Raw genomic sequence first — 17,175 nt, 5'->3', positions numbered from 1 at the left:
CCCGGAGCCTATCGCTCGGCTACTTCGACTCAGGCTCGCAAATCCCGCGAGCAAGTGCGGGAAGAATTGGAGCAGGCTATCCGTACGGGTGACATCATGGTGGCGGGTGAATTCGGGGTCAAACGCAATGAGTTGATGTCTGGTCGTTTTCCGATCGTGGCAGGCAAGTCGTTTAAGACGCGGGAACAAGTCAAAAGTGAGTTGGCACGCGCCATCCGCGAAGGAGAAATCGTCGCTGTGGGCGAAGACGGTCGCAAGCTCAACGAAATCTATCCTGACCGCTACCACGCTGCGCGCCATGCTGCCGTGGCCGCCACCTCGGACGAATCCACCAAGGCCCCTCGGTTCTAAACAGGTTCTCTGGGCAGTCGGCTGCTGATCTGGGGGGGCCTTTCGAAACAGGTCCCCTCCAGTTCGCTCGCCATTCGTGTCTGCCGCGCTATCAGCAAGTGCGTGCAACATCTGCATTTGCATTGCTCCGACCGCCGAGCCTCTGTAGGCCTGAACGACATCGCTGTGGGGGGCCGCGCCCTGGGCCTCAAAAATAGAGCGCTGCGAAGCGCGCTGCACGAAATAGCCCTGGCTCACAGCCGCTGCGAAATCTCCAGCAGCGGCTTGATGCTGGACCCAAAGCGGCTCATGAAGGCATGGTTCTGCTCCAGCTGGCTGTAGGGCAAGTACCGGATCCCCAGCTCTGATACCCTGGAGAAGGCGGGCCTTTGAAGTTGCTCAGCGACCTTGTCTCTGCGATTGTCTGGAGCCACCAGAAACAGGGCGCAGTTGCCTGCAACCGGCGTGCCCAGGGCCAGATCGAGCATGCGTACGATGCCCGAATAGATGGACGTGGTGTGTTCGACTTCGAATGCGGCGGCGAATTGCGAGGTCTGGGGATCAACCCATACGACATCGATCAGTCGCACGGACTCCAGTCCTCGGTCCAGACTGGCGGGTAACTGCGCCATGCATCCATCTCCCAGCAGCCCCCCGCCATAGGCGCGGCCCCGGTCGTTGGACGCGATCCAGACCTCAAATCCGAGCGCCTTGCCCAGGTCGCGCAGCGAGGCCTGGACACCCGTGTGGGTCGCATCGCTCTCGCTCGCCTGGGACAGTTCCCGTTGAAATGCGGTGGATTCCTGCCGCACACGTTCAAGGTCTTCTTGCCAGAGAGCTGTCGCCGCTGCATCCATTGCTTGTGGCGGCGCTTCATATCGGCCACTGCCAATGTCAAACAGGAGTCCTGCAATCGCGCCCAGATCGTTCGACAGTTTCAGCCTGTACTGCGCGTTCAAGCGTAGCAAACCTTCTCGCATCGAAAGGTAGTGGTCCCAGCGTCCGAGCTTCACGCGCCCCCCGGTCACCGCGTTGAAACCATTGACGATGGCTGTGTTGAAGGGAGAGACCAGCGTTGGGTGGATGAAATACAGCAAGTTGGCAACTGCAGGGCCCAGGCCTTTGATGCCAATTGCATCAATGCGCTGTATGGCGGCCACTACGTCTTCTGCGCAGTCGCAGTGATCGCAAGTGTGAAGAAGATCTGCGAAGGCGAGCTGGTTGCTGGTGTTCTCGTAGATGTCCGGAATCCGCAGCTTGGGTTTCCAGAGGAACGCGTGGTCCGCTCCCTTGAAAATCTGGCGCTGCTCTGCCACGGAACCCACGATCGTCTCCAGCGAGGAGCCTCGGTAGGCGTTGCCAAACGTTCCGCCCCGGATGTCCTCCACCACCTGCGCGATGCCTCGGCGAATGGAGCGGAAGTTCTTGATCCGCTGATTCCACAGGAACCAGGTGTTGTAGGTGCTGCGCGGGTCTGCCTTCCAGCAGTCTATGAGGGTTGCCAGGGGGTCATGCATCTGTCGTGAGGTGCTTGCCAATGATCTGTGCACTGGGGAAATACATCGAAAAACAAGTCCTGCCAGCGGCCGAACTCACGGAAATCCGCCCCCGGTGCGCATGAACAATTGCCTGGGTGATGGACAAGCCTAGGCCCGCGCCGTCCGAGTCCAGCTGCTTGCGCGACTTGTCCGCCCGAAAGAAGCGGTCGAACAGGCGGGGGATCATCTGCGCATCGATGGAAGGTCCGGTGTTGACGACATCCACGGTGGTTCCGTGCAGGTCCCCTCGAATATCTACGACGACCTGCTCGCCGGGTGGGGTGTAGCGAATGGCGTTGGACAGGAGATTGCTGAGCGCACGGCGCAACATCAACCGGTCGCCAACGATCTCCGCCGCCCCGACCAATTGCAGTCGGACCTGCTTTTCTTCGGCAAGGGCCTCGTAGAAGTCAAACAAAGCCTGTGCTTCATCATGGACCGCAATTCTCTCCGTGCTGGGAAGAATGAGCCCGTGGTCAGCCTTGGCCAGGAACAACATGTCAGCCACCATGCGGGCCAAGCGCTGATACTCCTCGGCGTTGGAGGCCAATATGTCCTGGTACTCCTCGGAAGAACGAGCCTGACTGAGCGTGACCTGCGTCTGTGTCATCAGATTGTTGATCGGCGTACGCAGCTCGTGAGCCAGGTCCGAAGAAAACTCGGACAGGCGGTCGAACTCCTCCTTCAGGCGCCGGAGCATCTCGTTGAGGGTGGTCGCCAGGTCGGCCATCTCCACTGGAAACTCCTGGGTTGGCATCCGCTCATCCAGTCGCTGTGCCGTGATGGCCATAGCGCGGGACCGCATGGCGCGAAGGGGGGCCAATCCATTCTTTGCGGCCCACCAGCCCAGGACCCCAGCCACCAGTGTTGCCAATGCCACGTAGCCCACAAGCACCCAAATCAATTCGTACATGAAGTGCTTGTGGTGGGCAATGTCCACCGCCACCCAGACCTGCAGCGGCGGCTCTGCGGAACCTGGCAGCGTCACGGCTTCGGTCATCCCCCGGTACTCACGCTCCTTGATTCGCCACGAGGCAACCCCCAAGCGGGAATGCTGGGTCCGCACGCTCAAGTCCGCCGGAAACTCAAAGTCCTCCGTCGAGTACAGCGATTGCCCATTGCGAAGCACGGTGACGAACAAGCCCTCATGGCTGTGCAAAACGTCATCCAGCCGCGTCTTCAGATCCTGCGGCGACTTCGATTTGCCGATGACTTCACGCGTCAGGTGAACCTTGTCACGCAATGCATCGCGGTCAAGCTCAACAAAATGCCGGTCGATAGAAATTGCCACGAGAGTCCCCAGGCCGATCAGCACCAGGGCGGACGCCAAAGTGAAAAAGGCCGTCAGCCGCGTGGTGAGCGAGTACCTTGCCTTCACGCACTCTCCTCGGGAGTCTCAAGCACATACCCCATGCCTCGGACCGTCTGGATCAGCTTGACTTCGTAGGCATCATCCACTTTGGCGCGCAGCCGTCGCATCGCCACCTCGATCACATTGGAGTCGCTGTCGAAATTCATGTCCCAGACCTGTGATGCGATCAAGGAACGGGGCAGCACTTCCCCTTGGCGGCGCATCAACAGCTCCAGCAGTCCAAACTCCTTGGCAGTCAGGTCGATACGCTTGCCTGAGCGGATGACCCGCCGGCGCAGGAGGTCGAGTTCCAGATCAGCCACCTGCAGCAAAGTCACCTCGGTGCCGTTTCGTCCGCGCCGCAAGATGGTCCGCACCCGTGCCAGCAATTCCGCAAAGGAAAACGGCTTGACCAGGTAATCATCCGCACCCAGCTCCAGACCTTTGATCCGGTCCTGTACCTGATCCTTGGCGGTGAGGAATAGCACCGGCATCTCCTGGCCGTGGCGGCGCAGATTCGTGAGCACCTGCCAGCCGTCCATCCCAGGGAGCATGACATCCAAGATCACCAGGTCGTAGTCACCTTCCTGGGCAAGGTGCAGACCATCCACCCCGTTATGGACCAGATCGGCATTGAAGCCAGCTTCGCGCAACCCCTGGCGCAGGTACTCGCCGGTTTTGACTTCATCTTCAACGACCAAAATCTTCACGGGGTCCCCCTGGCACTGCGAATGGCCGCAAGTGTGCCTCCAGATCACAGGCTTTCGTGCACATGACAAAGATGTAATGAAGCCGTTATGTCCACGGAAGCCGTGGGCTCACACAATGCGTTGCATCAAGAACGCATGGTGAACTCATGAAAAATTCCTGGCTTTCACGACCTATCTCAAGCCGCTGGCTGGCCGCCGCGCTAGTGGCGCCGTCCATGGCATTTGCCCAAATGCCCGAGGCAGACACCGCCAAGGTGGAGTATCAGCTGTCATACCGATCAGCCCTGGCTGGCTTTGACGCGTACAAAGACCAACCCGTACAGCCCTGGAAGGCCGCCAACGACAAGGTCGGCGAAATCGGTGGATGGCGCACCTACGCCAAGGAAATGCGCCAGGCACCTTCCGCGCCTGGCCAGGAGCAGCCCGCACAAGGGCATGACGCACACCGTGGAGGCAAGCAATGAGCCGCCCCTTGCGCATGCCCCGCGCCAAACTAATGGTCGTTGTGGCCGCCGTCACCGTTTTGTCTGGCTGCGCCAGTGTGAATTTGGAGCAAAACCTCTCCAGCGCCAACGCAGCCACAGGCGGCTTCACGGACGGTCAGCTCACTTTGGCACGGGGTCAGAACGAACGAGATGCCTTGCGCCAGCGCGCCTCAGATCTGCTGGCCAAGCCGCTCAGCCAAAAAGATGCCGTGCAGCTCGCGTTGGTCAACAGCCCGTCGCTGCAAGCGATCGTCGCGCAAAACTGGGCAGATGCCTCTAACGCAGCGCAATCGGGCCGTATTGCCAACCCGATTTTGACCTTGGAGCGCGTTCGCCTGGGCAGCGAAACTGAGATCGGGCGCCTGTTGTCGTTTGGCCTACTGGACCTGCTGACGCTGCCCATGCGTAAAAGCATCGCTGATCAGCGCATCAAACAAGCCCAGTTACGCCTGAGCAGCGACGTGGTGGACCAAGTCACGCAGGTCCGGCAGTCGTGGGTGCGCGCCGTTGCGGCGCAACAGACGCTCACCTATACCCAGCAGGTCGTTGCCAGCGCCCAGGCCAGTGCAGAGCTGTCCAAGCGCATGCAGGCGGTGGGTAACTTCAACAAGCTTGAACGTGCCCGCCAGCAAGCGTTCTATGCCGACACGGCAACCCAGTTGGCCAGCGCCCAGCACCAGGTCACCGCAGCACGCGAGGAATTGGTCCGACTGCTGGGCCTGGACGATAGCCAGGCGAAGGAACTCAAGCTGCCGGAGCGCTTGCCTGCGCTGCCCAAGGAGCCGCTTTCTCCTTTGGATGCAGGCCGCCAGGCGTCCAAGGGGCGACTGGATCTGCAGATCGCGAAGGCCGACTACGACGCAGCCGCACGCGCGCAAGGCTGGAACACGATCACGACCTTCACGGACATCGAGCTGGGCGTGCGGCGAGACTCGGTGTTCGATGGGACAGAGGGCACCCACTCGACACGTCGTGGTTTTGAGGTCAGCCTGCAGCTTCCGATCTTCGACTGGGGCGGTTTGCGGCGCGATGCCATGAATGCACAGACGCTGGCGGCAGCCAGCCGCCTAGAGGCCACCGCCCGCGCTGCGGGGTCGAATCTGCGCGAAAGCTACTCGGCCTACCGCACTGCCTACGACATCGCCCGCCACTACCGCGATGAGGTGATCCCACTGCGAAAAGTCATCTCCGAAGAAAACCAGCTTCGCTACAACGGGATGCTGATCAGCGTCTTCGAATTGCTGGCGGACTCCCGCGATCAGGTCAGCTCGGTGATGGCTGCTCTGAATGCAGAACAACAGTTTTGGCTGGCGGACGCGGCGCTGCAGGCCTCTCTCATCGGAAAACCCACGAGCGCTGGCGTCGCGGGTAGCGGCGGCGCCGCAGCTGCGGAAGCTGGTGCCGGCCACTGATCCCCCAAGGAAACCAACATGAATTCAAGACGAGATTTTTTCCGGTTTGCGGGCATTGCCGGAGGGGCAGTGGCCGCAGCGAGTGTGAGCCGCGTGGCGATGGCCGCACTGCCAGAGCCCATTTTCCAGGGCAGCGCCGACACCATGGCCCCCTTGGTTCCCAACTCCGGGCGCCCCTACAACCCGGTAGTCACGCTCAACGGCTGGACGCTGCCCTGGCGCATGAACCAGGGGGTCAAAGAGTTCCACTTAGTGGCAGAACCCGTCGTGCGCGAAATGGCCCCAGGCTTCAAGGCCCACCTGTGGGGCTACAACGGCCAGAGTCCCGGTCCCACCATCGAAGTCGTGGAAGGCGATCGCGTTCGCATTTTTGTGACCAACAAGTTGCCCGAGCACACCAGCATCCACTGGCATGGACAGCGTTTGCCCAACGGCATGGACGGCGTCGCGGGCTTGAACCAACCCGCGATCCAGTCGGGCAAGACCTTCGTCTACGAGTTTGTCGCACGCCGTCCGGGCACCTTCATGTACCACCCGCATGCCGATGAAATGACCCAGATGGCCATGGGCATGATGGGCTTCTGGATCACGCACCCCAAGGCCAAGCATCCGCTGATTGATGAAGTGAATCGAGACTTTTGCTTCCTGCTCAGTGCCTATGACATTGAGCCAGGGGCCGCAACGCCCAAAGTGGCGGAAATGCTGAACTTCAATCTGTGGACATGGAACAGCCGCATCTTTCCCGGCATCGACTCCTTGAACGTCCGGCTCAATGACAAGGTGCGCATTCGCATCGGCAACCTCACCATGACCAACCACCCGATGCACTTGCACGGTCACGAGTTCTTGGTGACGGGCACGGATGGTGGTCCTACACCCAAGAGCACACGTCTCTATGAAGTGACCACCGACGTGGCCGTGGGCCAGATGCGCCAGATCGAGTTCCTCGCGGACGAAGAAGGTGACTGGGCATTCCACTGCCACAAGAGCCACCACACCATGAACGCAATGGGTCACGACATTCCCACCATGATTGGCGTAGACCACCGGGGCGTGGCCAAGAAGATCAACAACCTGATTCCCGACTACATGGTCATGGGCGAACGGGGCATGGCGGACATGACCGAGATGGAGATGCCCATTCCGGACAACACCGTCCCCATGATGACCGGGGAAGGCCCCTTCGGCTCGGTGGAGATGGGTGGCATGTTCAGTGTCCTGAAGGTGCGCCGCGACCAGAAGCCAGGCGACTACAAGAACCCGGGTTGGTACAAAAACCCGGAGGGCACGGTGGCGTATGAGTACACCGGTCCGATGGCGGAGCCTGCCCGCTTCAAAGCCGAGGGCGGCCAGTCCATGCCCCGCAAAGAGAAGTCCAGTTCGGACACTGTCGTCAAGGTCAAAAAGCCGTCTTCGCACAGCGGCCACTGATCGCCTCCTTTCCTCATCCACAACCCAAGGTAACTATGAAACGCACTCTTTCCCTGATCGCCGCCTCCGCCCTGGTGGCCCTGTCCTTCAACAGCTTCGCCGGTGGCAACCACGGCGGTGGCCATGACGGCGGTGGCGCCCACGGCCACGGCAGCGCTGAATCGGCCATTGGTCAGCCCGGCAAGGCTTCCCGTGTTAGCCGCACGATCAACGTGGACATGACGGACAACATGCGCTTCACGCCCGCTGCGATCTCCGTCAAGCAGGGCGAAACCGTCAGGTTCGTGATCAAGAACAGTGGCCAGGTCAAACACGAGTTCAGCATGGGCACCGATGCCGAACTCAAGGAACACTACGAGACGATGAAGAAGTTCCCGGACATGGAGCATGACGAACCCAGCAAGGTGTCGCTGGCCCCCGGCAAGCAAGGCGAAATCATCTGGCAGTTCACCAAGGCTGGTGAAGTGAAGTTCGCCTGCCTGTACCCAGGCCACTACGACGCTGGCATGAAGGGTCAGGTCACGGTGGTCAAGAAGTAATCGGGGAATCCCTGCACGCAATTGAACAAGGAGCTCGTATGAAAAACGCAAACACTTTATTGATCGGCGCTATGTTGTCGCTGGTCACTCTCATGCCGCTGTCGGCCGTGGCGCAGGCCGCTGGAGACGCCGGTAAAGCCGCAACCACGACCGCAGCCTCCATGACCGATGGAGAGGTGCGCAAGATCGACAAGGACGCCGGAAAAATCACCATCAAGCATGGCGATATCAAGCACTTGGAGATGCCGGGGATGACCATGGTGTTCACAGCCAAGGACAAGGCCCTGCTCGACAAAGCGCAGGTCGGCGACAAGATCCGCTTCATGGTGATCAACGAGGGCGGAAAGATGGTCGTCACCGCCATCGAGCCTGCCAAGTAAGCACAAGGAGTGCCTCGCCGCGCCCTCAAGAAAGGGGGCGCTCTTCTGTTCGCACGTCAACCCACCAAGGAAAAATCATGAAAACGCTCCTTATTGCCCTGGCCATGACAACAGCATCGTCCGCATTTGCCGCTGGCGACACCCAGGAAGCCACGCCCTATACCAACTCCAAGGCGCAAGCGCATGGCGAAGACCACAAGAAAGCGCGTCCTGCAACCGGTGTGAAGCGGACCAAGGATGGCGGTACAGCGCGGGGTGAAGGCTCTGGCCTTGCGGACACCAGCAAGGCCGAAGCCCGAGGTCAGGAAAAGGCCAATGCGCGTGAAGCCATGCCGCACAAGGAAGCCACTCCGGGCTCCACGCCTAAGTAATGCAAACGGGCGGGCCGCAAAAGTGGTGCAAGGTGATGGCTTCGCAAGCCCCCTCAGGGCCTAGTTCAGTGCCCGCTTCGATGTACGTGGACTCCGCGCATCCACGTCATAAGGTCTAGATGGCTGTTCGTCGGCGTGTCGGTCACACCAGAGTGCGCTCTGGAAACCTTGGCTCCGCGCCGAGTCGGCTTGACGAAACTTGCGTTGTGGTTGGGCTTCGAGGGACTGTCCGCCGCCAGGTTGTCAAGAATTGCGCAGTTCGAGTGGTCGTCGCCAGCGCACACAGAAACCAACTGCTCCAACGCTGATTTCATCTCGATAATCTCCCGCAGCTTCTCCTCCAGATCTGCCAGATGGCGCTCGGCAATCGCTTTGACCTGCCGACTGGTGCGGTGTGTGTCGCCCCATTGGCCGATCAGCTCTGCAATCTGGGGCATGGAGAAGCCGAGGCGGCGCGACTGCCGGATGAAGCGCAGTACCGAGACTTCACGTTCACCGTATTTTCGATAGCCGGCCTCGCTGCGTTCGGCTTCCGGCAACAAACCTGTTTGCTCGTAGTGGCGGATCATCTTGGCGGATACGCCTGCCGCCTTGGCTGCATCGCCGATGTTCATGAGTGTGGTCATGGATGCTCCTGTGCAATGGAATAACACGGTAGCAAGGACTTTCATCCTTACCACCGTGTCAATGTCAAGCGCTCTGAATATTACGTTCTGTAAAGCCTAGATCAGGCGGGCGGATATCCAGCTTCAGTCAGTACCTCGACCAGTGTCTTGCGATCTTCCGCACTTTGCACAGTGACCATACGTTTGGACATGTCCACTTGCACTTTGCATTCAGGGTCTGTCATCTGCAGCGTCTGGCTCACCATACCAGCGCAGTGTCCGCAGGTCATGTCGGGGAGTTGGAATTCATGCATTTTTCGCCTCTTGGAAAAAGTTAAGAGGCTTTCAGTCTCCGGTTTGCCACTGGGGCAAGGTCAAGTGGCCAGACAGATATTCAAACAAGGAGCGCCGGCTCGCTTGCGTCTCCCATCGTGTCAACCCTGAAAGTTCGAACTCTGCCGGTTAACGCCGGAGTTGAACACCACATGGAGATTGCTATGAATACCTCTGCCCATGAAGCGGGGCCGTCCGCCTCACTATCGATCGCACACCTGAATCTTCCGATACTTGGCATGACCTGCGGCTCTTGCGTTGGACGGGTTGAAAGGGCCCTCAAAGCCGTCCCTGGGGTCAGTGAGGTGACCGTGAATATTGCTACTGAGCGCGCCTCCGTGGTTGCCGCCTCCACGGTGCCGGTCCCGGCCTTGGCTGCGGCTGTCGAAAAGGCTGGATACGCAATAGCGGAAGAGTCCGTGGAGCTGTTGATCGGCGGGATGACCTGCGCGTCGTGCGTGGGACGTGTCGAAAAAGCGCTGAAGGGTGTACCAGGCGTCAAGCATGCGGAAGTCAATCTAGCCACGGAGCGTGCGCAGGTTCGTTTCGATGCAGGATTGCCTCCCGAACGCCTGGTAGCCGCCGTGGTAAAGGCGGGCTATGAGGCGCAGGTGGCGGATACGAACACTGCCACTGAACACGACAAGCAGTCGGCGCCCTGGTGGCCTGTCGCTCTAGCCGCTGGTCTGTCCTTCCCCCTGGTATTGCCCATGCTTGGCATGCTGTTCGGTCAAGACTGGACACTCAACGGCTGGATTCAACTGGCCCTGGCCACGCCTGTGCAGTTCTGGCTGGGCGCGAGGTTCTACCGCGCTGGCTGGAAGGCTCTTCGTGCAGGCGCAGGCAACATGGATCTGCTGGTCGCATTGGGTACGTCGGCCGGGTTCGGTTTGAGCCTGTACCTGCTGGTCAAGCACGCTGAGCACGGCACACCCCACCTGTACTTTGAAGCCTCCTCTGTCATTGTCACGCTAGTGCTCCTCGGGAAGTGGCTGGAAGCCCGAGCCAAGCGACAAACCACCGAAGCGATCCGGGCGCTGCATGCGCTGCGCCCAGAAATTGCGCGTGTGCGCACCGATGCCGGTGACATGGATCTACCACTCTCACGCGTGAAAGTAGGTGATACGGTGGTTGTCCGCCCAGGGGAGAGAGTCCCGGTAGACGGCTCGGTGATCGAAGGCGCAAGCCAGGTGGATGAGTCATTGATCACCGGGGAGAGCCTGCCCGTTGCGAAGCACGTCGGCGACAAGGTGACGGGAGGCTCCGTGAACGCGGAGGGCTTGTTGTTGGTACGGACGACTGCGATTGGCACAGAGTCAACTCTGTCGCGCATCGTGCGGATGGTTGAGTCGGCGCAGGCGAAGAAGGCTCCCATCCAGCGGATTGTTGATGAAGTGAGTGCGGTCTTTGTGCCCGTGGTGCTCGGCCTTGCTGCCATCACACTGATGGGCTGGGGCTTCGCCACTGGCAACTGGGAACAGGCGATCCTCAATGCTGTCGCGGTACTTGTCATTGCGTGCCCTTGTGCGCTGGGTTTGGCTACTCCCACCGCGATCATGGCGGGCACCGGCGTTGCAGCACGCCACGGTATTCTGATCAAGGATGCAGAAGCACTGGAGGTTGCCCACCGCATCGACACCGTGGCGTTCGACAAGACCGGCACCCTGACCGAGGGGAAGCCCACTTTGACGGCTGCGATGCCTGCCGAAGGCCTCCAGGATCAGTTACTGCCGTTTGCTGCGGCCATTCAGAACGGCAGCGAGCATCCACTGGCCAAGGCCGTGATGGACGCTGCACGCACCCAGGGTGTGACCGTTCCTCGTGCCACTGAGGTCACAGCGGTCGCTGGCAGAGGTATGTCTGCTGTCATCAAAGGACGCCAGATCCGCCTCGGGAGTACACGTTATATGGAGGAGTTGGGTGTCAACATGGCCGGTCTGACCGGGGCTGCAGCACAGATGCAACAAGAGGGCCGCACAGTATCCTGGTTGGCTGACGTGACCGATGCGCCAGAGGTGATGGGTTTATTGGCATTTGGAGACACAGTGAAGCCCAGCTCACAACAGGCCATTGCCCAACTACATGCTCTGGGCATCAAGACCGTCCTGGTCACCGGGGACAACAAGGGAAGCGCAAGCGCAGTAGCCAGCGCGTTGGGCATCGATCAGGTTCGTGCTGATGTGCTGCCGGAAGGCAAAGCGGATATCGTGGCGCAGCTCAAGTCAGGTGGCAGGCACGTTGCGATGGTAGGTGACGGCATCAACGACGCGCCCGCTCTGGCTGCGGCGAATGTGGGAATTGCCATGTCCACGGGCACCGACGTGGCCATGCATGCTGCGGGGATCACGCTGATGCGTGGTGACCCCGCGTTGATCGCAGATGCCATCGACATCTCCCGGCGCACGTACGCAAAGATCCGTCAGAACCTTTTCTGGGCATTCGCGTACAACGTGGTCGGGATCCCCTTGGCTGCATTTGGACTGTTGAATCCCATGGTGGCAGGAGCAGCTATGGCCCTCAGCAGCGTGAGTGTGGTGACCAATGCGTTGCTGCTGCGTTCTTGGAAGAGGTAAGGACGAGCGCCAGATCCGACAACAGATCCTGTCAGATGCAGACCGCGTAAGTCCATCGCAATCAGGCCGACTCAAGAGGTTCTGTGAACGTGCTGATGGTGCACATCTGGTGCGTGGGGGTGAGCGTGGGTCATAGGGTCATGGGTGTGCTTGTGACTGTGGCTGCTCTTCGGCATAACATCGTGCACATGTGAATGGTGCCCATCGTCGTGCCGGTGAGCATGTTCATGCTCCAGCACTTCGTGTGTGTGCTCGTGACCATGGCTTTCCGCCAAGTGCAGTGCCACTCCCGCCAGCATCAATATGCCGCCCAGCAGCATCAACCATCCCGCAGAGCGGTCCCCGAGGCCGAGAGCCACGGCAGCGCCAATGAAGGGGGCAAAGGCGAACACTGAGCCCGTCCGCGCCGCGCCAAACGCCCTCTGGGCCAGAAGGTAAAAGCGCAGGCTCAGGCCGTAGCCCGTGGCGCCAACGGCGAGAAGCCCGAGTGCCGCATACAACGACGGCAAGGGCTCACCCGTCGAAACAGCCAATGCTGCCGTCGCAGCGGCTCCCAAGGTGGCCTTGGCCATCACCACCTGGCTGGGGTCGCGCTCAGCCAGCCCACGGGACAAGGTGTTGTCCACCCCCCAGGCGACCGTGGCCAGCAGCACGGCAAGCAGTCCCAGCAACTGCACGCCCCCTTGCAGGCCCTGGTCCAGAACGAGCGCCATTCCTCCTGCGAGCAGCAAGAGCATGGCGGCCCACACGCGGCGGTCCATGGTTTCGCTGTACAGCCACCAGGCCAGCGTGGCGGTAAATAGCGCCTCCAACGTAAGCATCAGCGATGCGCTGGCCCCGCTCGTGTACTGCAGGCCCCAGGCCAGGGCGACCGGGCCCAGGGCCGCACCGATCCCCGCCATAGCTAAGAGACGCCAGGCGTCGGATCTCTGCAACCTTGCCTCATGGGCTGCGGTTCGCAAGGACAAGGCTCCGACCACAGCTGCTCCTGCGTATAGAAGCGCGGCCGTCGTGAACGCCCCCAGCCCTGCACCCAGTCTCTGGACCGCAGGCGTGCTGATGCCGAAAAGAACCGCCGCCAGGAGGGCGAGAAAGCCACCGCGCAAGGCAGGGAGACGCAAAAGTTCACGCTTCATGGTGCAGGTGATTTCGTCATGAATCCTCGTGGTGACATTCTCTTGCTTGATGAACCCTGAAGTTCGTCAAGGTCAGGCAGTAAGGACAGTGGTCGGGTGCTCTGCTCGGCAAGGAGAGGATAGTCAGCTTTCGGGAATCGCGGTCATCGGCCTATCCAAATTCAGTCGTCCCGGATACTGCAGAAAGTTGCCAAGAATTGTGGAGCACCACTCGACGCGGTCCGGCAGACACGCGCGTCCACCGGAATACTGAGCAGACAGTCGGCCAATGCTGATTGCGAGTCAGCAAGCTAGTTGAGCAGAAGCAAAGACTTTGAATTCGATCAGGAGCATCGTCTTCTCCCCTCAACTCGAAGGGAGACCATCATGGGATCCGAAGTCAACACCCCTCGCTATGAGCCTTGGAACAAGGGCAAGCTTGTCGGTCAGAAAGCTCCTTTCAAGCTCAAAGATATCTGGGCTCTGCGCGTGCGCCTTCAGATAGAAAATCGCGTTCGCGAGCTTGCTCTCTTCAACCTTGGCATCGACAGCAAGCTTCGTGGTTGTGACCTCGTTGCCCTCAAAGTTCGGGACATCTGCCACGGTGAGCAAGTTGCATCTCGCGCTGTCGTGATGCAGCACAAGACTCAACGCCCCGTCCAATTTGAAATCACTGCAGCTGCCCGTGAAGCTGTGCAGAAGTGGATCAAGGTCGCAGGGCTTAAGCCCGATGACTTTCTCTTCCCGAGCCGTATCCATGGCTCACCGCACTTGGGGACACGACAGTATGCGCGGATACTAGGTGGCTGGGTGGAGGAGCTCGGTCTTGACCCAGCAGAATATGGCACGCACTCTATGCGAAGAACCAAGGCAACGCTGATCTACCGGCGAACAAAGAACTTGCGCGCTGTGCAACTTCTTCTTGGTCACTCCAAGCTTGAGTCCACTGTGCGCTATCTTGGCATCGAGGTAGATGATGCGCTTGAAATATCTGAGCAGACTGAAATCTAGTCGACAGTTCAGTCGCCCCGGCGGCCGCACAACTACGCTCCCACGGGCGATGGTGCTCACATCCAATCACAGGTTAGGTGAGTTGGCATATTTCCGCTTCTAGCCGAACCGGTCATTCGCCAGCTCATACTGAACGACCGCAACCAGCCTGAAGCAGCCCACCGCCCCTCCCCTCCACATGCATCGATACATGAACCGCCTCAAATGAGGCGACATTAATTTCTCAATGCGGAATTTCCCCGACGGACTTTATTTACGTCCGACGCACTTTATTTGTTGGAGTCAGAGCGGCGTTCAAGCCCATGCCGGTCATTCGACCGTCACGGACTTGGCCAGATTGCGCGGCTTGTCCACATCCGTGCCGCGCGCGCAGGCTGTGTGATAAGCCAGCAGCTGCAGCGGCACCACATGCAGCAGCGGGCTCAGCGCGCCATAGTGCTCCGGCATGCGGATCACATGCAGGCCTTCACCGCTTTCGATGTGCGTGTCGGCATCGGCCAGCACATACAGCACGCCAGCACGGGCGCGCACTTCCTGCATGTTGCTCTTGAGCTTTTCGAGCAGGGCATCGTTGGGTGCCACCGTCACCACGGGCATGGCGCTGGTGACCAGTGCGAGGGGGCCATGCTTGAGTTCCCCAGCGGGGTAGGCCTCGGCGTGGATGTAGCTGATTTCCTTGAGCTTCAGGGCGCCTTCGAGTGCGATGGGGTAGTGCAGGCCGCGGCCCAGGAACAGCGCGTTTTCCATGCGGGCAAAGTCTTCGGCCCAGCTGATCAACTGCGGCTCCAGCGCCAGCACCCCTTGCAGGGCCACCGGGAGGTGGCGCATGGCCTTGAGGTGCGAAGCCTCCTGCTCTTCGGTCAGGCGGCCCTTGCTCTGCGCCAGCGCGAGGGTCAGCAGGAACAGCCCGGCGAGCTGCGTGGTGAAGGCCTTGGTGCTGGCCACGCCGATCTCCACGCCCGCCCGGGTGATGTATGCCAGCTTGCATTCGCGCACCATGGCGCTGGTGGCTACGTTGCAGATGGTCAGTGTGTGCTGCATGCCCAGAGACTGCGCGTGGCGCAAGGCGGCGAGGGTGTCGGCGGTTTCTCCGCTTTGGCTGATGGTGACGACGAGGGTGCGGGGGTTGGGCACGCTGGTGCGGTAGCGGTACTCGCTGGCCACCTCGACCTGGGTGGGAATACCGGCGATTTCTTCAAGCCAGTACTTGGCGGTGCAGCCGCTGTAGTAACTGGTGCCGCAAGCGAGGATGAGCACGCTGTCGATTTCCTTGAACACGCGCCAGGCAGCTGCGCCCGGTTCGCCATGCAGGCCTGCCCCATCGAACAGCTCGGGCACGATGCCTTGCACACCTTCCAGCGTGTCCGCGATGGCGCGGGGCTGCTCGAAGATTTCCTTTTGCATGTAGTGCCGATAAGGTCCCAGCTCGGCTGCGCCGCTGTGGGCCAGCACAGTGCGCACGGGGCGCTGCGCAGGCGTGAGCGCGGTGCGGTCCTTGCCAACGATCCAGTAGCGGCCCAATTGAAGGTCCACCAGATCGCCCTCCTCCAAGTAGACGATCTGGTCCGTCACGCCCGCCAGGGCCATGGCGTCGCTCGCCAGGAAGTGCTCAGGCGCCTGCACCGCCCCGCCGCCAGCATCCTTGCCCACGCCGAGGATCAGGGGCGATCCCGCGCGTGCGCCCACGACGCGGTGAGGCTCGTCCTTGTGCATCACGGCAATGGCATAGGCGCCGTGCAGTTCGCCTACCGTGGCCTGCACGGCTTCGAACAGGTCGCCGCTGTAGTGGCTATCCACCAGGTGGGCGATGACCTCGGTGTCGGTCTGGCTTGCAAAGACGTAGCCGCGCGCCTGCAGGGCCGCACGCAGTTCCTCGTGGTTTTCGATGATGCCGTTGTGCACCAGCGCCACGCGCCCTGCAGTGGCGGCGTCGGCGGCAACCCCGGGGCCATGGCTGAAGTGGGGGTGCGCGTTGTGCACGACCGGTGCGCCATGCGTGGCCCAGCGGGTGTGGGCAATGCCGGTGGCGCCGCCCAGGTGCTCGCTGGCGACCTGGTCCAGCAGCTCGGCCACACGCGCCGTGCTGCGGGCGCGCTGTAGGCCCGCAGGCCGGGCGCCGTCGAGGCTGGCGGCATGCACGGCCACACCGCACGAGTCATAGCCGCGGTATTCGAGGCGCTGCAGCCCCTGCACCAGGATGGGAACGATGTTGCGCGTGGAGACGCCGCCGACAATGCCGCACATAGAAAGGTACCTGCGTTTAAAAAGGGATGGGCGATGGTAGGCACACGGCAAAGAAATTACTGCGCAAAATTTGTTTATCAACGAATGAAAATTTCACCACCACAGAGCAATGAAATAATATTCAAAAATTGACAAAAATATGGAATCGATCACACTCGATAGCACTGATCTTCGCCTGCTTGACCTCCTGCAGACCGACGCGGCCCAGAGCAACCAGGCTTTGGCGGCCGCAGTGCACGTTTCCCCGCCCACGTGCCTGCGCCGCATCAAGCGGCTGACGGATGCCGGTTTGATCGAACGCCAGGTCGCGCTGCTGCAGCCCGATCGCCTGGCGGCGGTACAGGGACATGGGCTGGCCTGCATCGTGGAGGTATCGCTGGACCGCCAGGGCGCCGAACACCTGGACGCGTTTGAAACCCGGGCCGTAGCCGATGCCAGCGTGCAGCAATGCTGGCGGGTATCTCCCGGGCCGGACTTCGTGCTGGTGGTGCACACGCGCGACATGCCCGGCTACCTGGCGCTGTCCCAGCGCCTGTTCACCAGCGACGCCAATGTGCGCAATGTGAAGGCGTTCTTTGCGACGCGGCGGGCAAAATTTGATACAAAAGTCCCGCTAGCGCTTGAATGACAAGCGCTGAATGCTATAAAACTTGAAGCATCCACACCCACAAGGGAAAAACTGCCAATCTGACTGGCGCGTTGCCGGCGCCGCGGGTAAGCTTTCAGGCCGCCCCGGCGCTCTCCACC

The 17,175-nt window shown here is 60.7% G+C and carries 17 protein-coding genes; 10 read left to right on the top strand and 7 right to left on the bottom strand.

Features of this window, described 5'->3' with window-relative positions; translation table 11 throughout:
* Positions 1-351 (top strand): DUF4148 domain-containing protein (locus MRY84_RS01920; protein ID WP_291504077.1); only part of this gene is annotated, 351 nt, incomplete at its 5' end.
* A 233-nt stretch (positions 352-584) separates the two neighbouring features.
* On the opposite strand, the gene MRY84_RS01915 is transcribed toward MRY84_RS01920, so the two are convergent.
* Genes MRY84_RS01915 through MRY84_RS01905 form a run of 3 tightly spaced genes read right to left on the bottom strand, consistent with a single transcriptional unit; the run spans position 585 to position 3,929 of the window.
* A complete protein-coding gene (locus MRY84_RS01915) occupies positions 585-1,847 on the bottom strand; it encodes a type II restriction endonuclease (RefSeq protein WP_291504076.1) in 1,263 nt (420 codons plus the stop codon).
* Positions 1,840-3,246: a heavy metal sensor histidine kinase gene (locus MRY84_RS01910; protein WP_291504075.1), complete on the bottom strand. Its 1,407-nt coding sequence runs from the start codon at positions 3,244-3,246 to the stop codon at positions 1,840-1,842. The genes MRY84_RS01915 and MRY84_RS01910 overlap by 8 nt, the downstream gene beginning before the upstream one ends.
* The gene (locus MRY84_RS01905) at positions 3,243-3,929 is read right to left on the bottom strand and encodes a heavy metal response regulator transcription factor (protein WP_291504074.1); all 687 of its coding nucleotides are present in this window, start codon (positions 3,927-3,929) and stop codon (positions 3,243-3,245) included. The genes MRY84_RS01910 and MRY84_RS01905 overlap by 4 nt, the downstream gene beginning before the upstream one ends.
* Positions 3,930-4,144: 215 nt before the next feature.
* Between MRY84_RS01905 and MRY84_RS01900 the strand changes: the two genes are divergently transcribed.
* The 6 genes from MRY84_RS01900 to MRY84_RS01875 all read left to right on the top strand — a co-directional run bounded on the left by MRY84_RS01900 (position 4,145) and on the right by MRY84_RS01875 (position 8,547).
* Positions 4,145-4,393 carry a hypothetical protein gene (locus tag MRY84_RS01900; RefSeq protein WP_363317462.1) on the top strand — a complete coding sequence of 83 codons (249 nt, stop codon included), beginning with the start codon at positions 4,145-4,147 and terminating at the stop codon, positions 4,391-4,393.
* Positions 4,390-5,826, top strand: coding sequence for a TolC family protein (locus MRY84_RS01895; RefSeq protein ID WP_291504072.1), 1,437 nt, complete (start codon positions 4,390-4,392; stop codon positions 5,824-5,826). Before MRY84_RS01900 ends, MRY84_RS01895 begins: the two co-directional genes overlap by 4 nt.
* A gap of 18 nt (positions 5,827-5,844) precedes the next feature.
* Positions 5,845-7,257 (top strand): copper oxidase, encoded by a 1,413-nt coding sequence (locus MRY84_RS01890; protein WP_291504071.1) that lies wholly within the window; start codon positions 5,845-5,847, stop codon positions 7,255-7,257.
* Between the two features lie 35 nt (positions 7,258-7,292).
* A complete protein-coding gene (locus MRY84_RS01885) occupies positions 7,293-7,796 on the top strand; it encodes a cupredoxin family protein (RefSeq protein WP_252662054.1) in 504 nt (167 codons plus the stop codon).
* A gap of 38 nt (positions 7,797-7,834) precedes the next feature.
* Positions 7,835-8,176, top strand: coding sequence for a copper-binding protein (locus tag MRY84_RS01880; protein WP_291504070.1), 342 nt, complete (start codon positions 7,835-7,837; stop codon positions 8,174-8,176).
* Positions 8,177-8,253: 77 nt separating this feature from the next.
* Positions 8,254-8,547 carry a hypothetical protein gene (locus tag MRY84_RS01875; protein ID WP_291504069.1) on the top strand — a complete coding sequence of 98 codons (294 nt, stop codon included), beginning with the start codon at positions 8,254-8,256 and terminating at the stop codon, positions 8,545-8,547.
* Between the two features lie 65 nt (positions 8,548-8,612).
* Here the strand turns inward: MRY84_RS01875 and cueR are convergent, their stop codons facing one another.
* Positions 8,613-9,173 (bottom strand): Cu(I)-responsive transcriptional regulator, encoded by a 561-nt coding sequence (gene cueR / locus MRY84_RS01870; RefSeq protein ID WP_363317461.1) that lies wholly within the window; start codon positions 9,171-9,173, stop codon positions 8,613-8,615.
* Between the two features lie 101 nt (positions 9,174-9,274).
* A complete protein-coding gene (locus MRY84_RS01865; RefSeq protein ID WP_094291608.1) occupies positions 9,275-9,466 on the bottom strand; it encodes a heavy-metal-associated domain-containing protein in 192 nt (63 codons plus the stop codon).
* Between the two features lie 183 nt (positions 9,467-9,649).
* Between MRY84_RS01865 and MRY84_RS01860 the strand changes: the two genes are divergently transcribed.
* Positions 9,650-12,058, top strand: coding sequence for a heavy metal translocating P-type ATPase (locus MRY84_RS01860; protein ID WP_291504068.1), 2,409 nt, complete (start codon positions 9,650-9,652; stop codon positions 12,056-12,058).
* Positions 12,059-12,129: 71 nt separating this feature from the next.
* Here the strand turns inward: MRY84_RS01860 and MRY84_RS01855 are convergent, their stop codons facing one another.
* Entirely contained in the window at positions 12,130-13,194 is a 1,065-nt protein-coding gene (locus MRY84_RS01855; RefSeq protein WP_056419640.1) for a DMT family transporter, read from the bottom strand.
* A gap of 366 nt (positions 13,195-13,560) precedes the next feature.
* Here MRY84_RS01855 and MRY84_RS01850 point away from each other — a divergent pair, with 366 nt between their 5' ends.
* Positions 13,561-14,184: a tyrosine-type recombinase/integrase gene (locus MRY84_RS01850; RefSeq protein ID WP_291504067.1), complete on the top strand. Its 624-nt coding sequence runs from the start codon at positions 13,561-13,563 to the stop codon at positions 14,182-14,184.
* 309 nt (positions 14,185-14,493) lie between these two features.
* Here the strand turns inward: MRY84_RS01850 and glmS are convergent, their stop codons facing one another.
* Complete coding sequence (gene glmS / locus MRY84_RS01845; protein ID WP_291504066.1) at positions 14,494-16,428, bottom strand: glutamine--fructose-6-phosphate transaminase (isomerizing); 1,935 nt, start codon at positions 16,426-16,428, stop codon at positions 14,494-14,496.
* 139 nt (positions 16,429-16,567) lie between these two features.
* Here glmS and MRY84_RS01840 point away from each other — a divergent pair, with 139 nt between their 5' ends.
* On the top strand, positions 16,568-17,056 hold the full coding sequence (locus MRY84_RS01840) for an Lrp/AsnC family transcriptional regulator (protein WP_291504065.1): 489 nt from the start codon (positions 16,568-16,570) through the stop codon (positions 17,054-17,056).
* Positions 17,057-17,175: the final 119 nt, after the last annotated feature.

Origin of the sequence: Acidovorax sp. (assembly GCF_022763525.1) — a bacterium.
Lineage (GTDB): Bacteria > Pseudomonadota > Gammaproteobacteria > Burkholderiales > Burkholderiaceae_C > Acidovorax.
The sequence above is the reverse complement of the archived record's forward strand: the minus strand, read 5'-3'. Positions and strand labels throughout refer to the sequence as shown.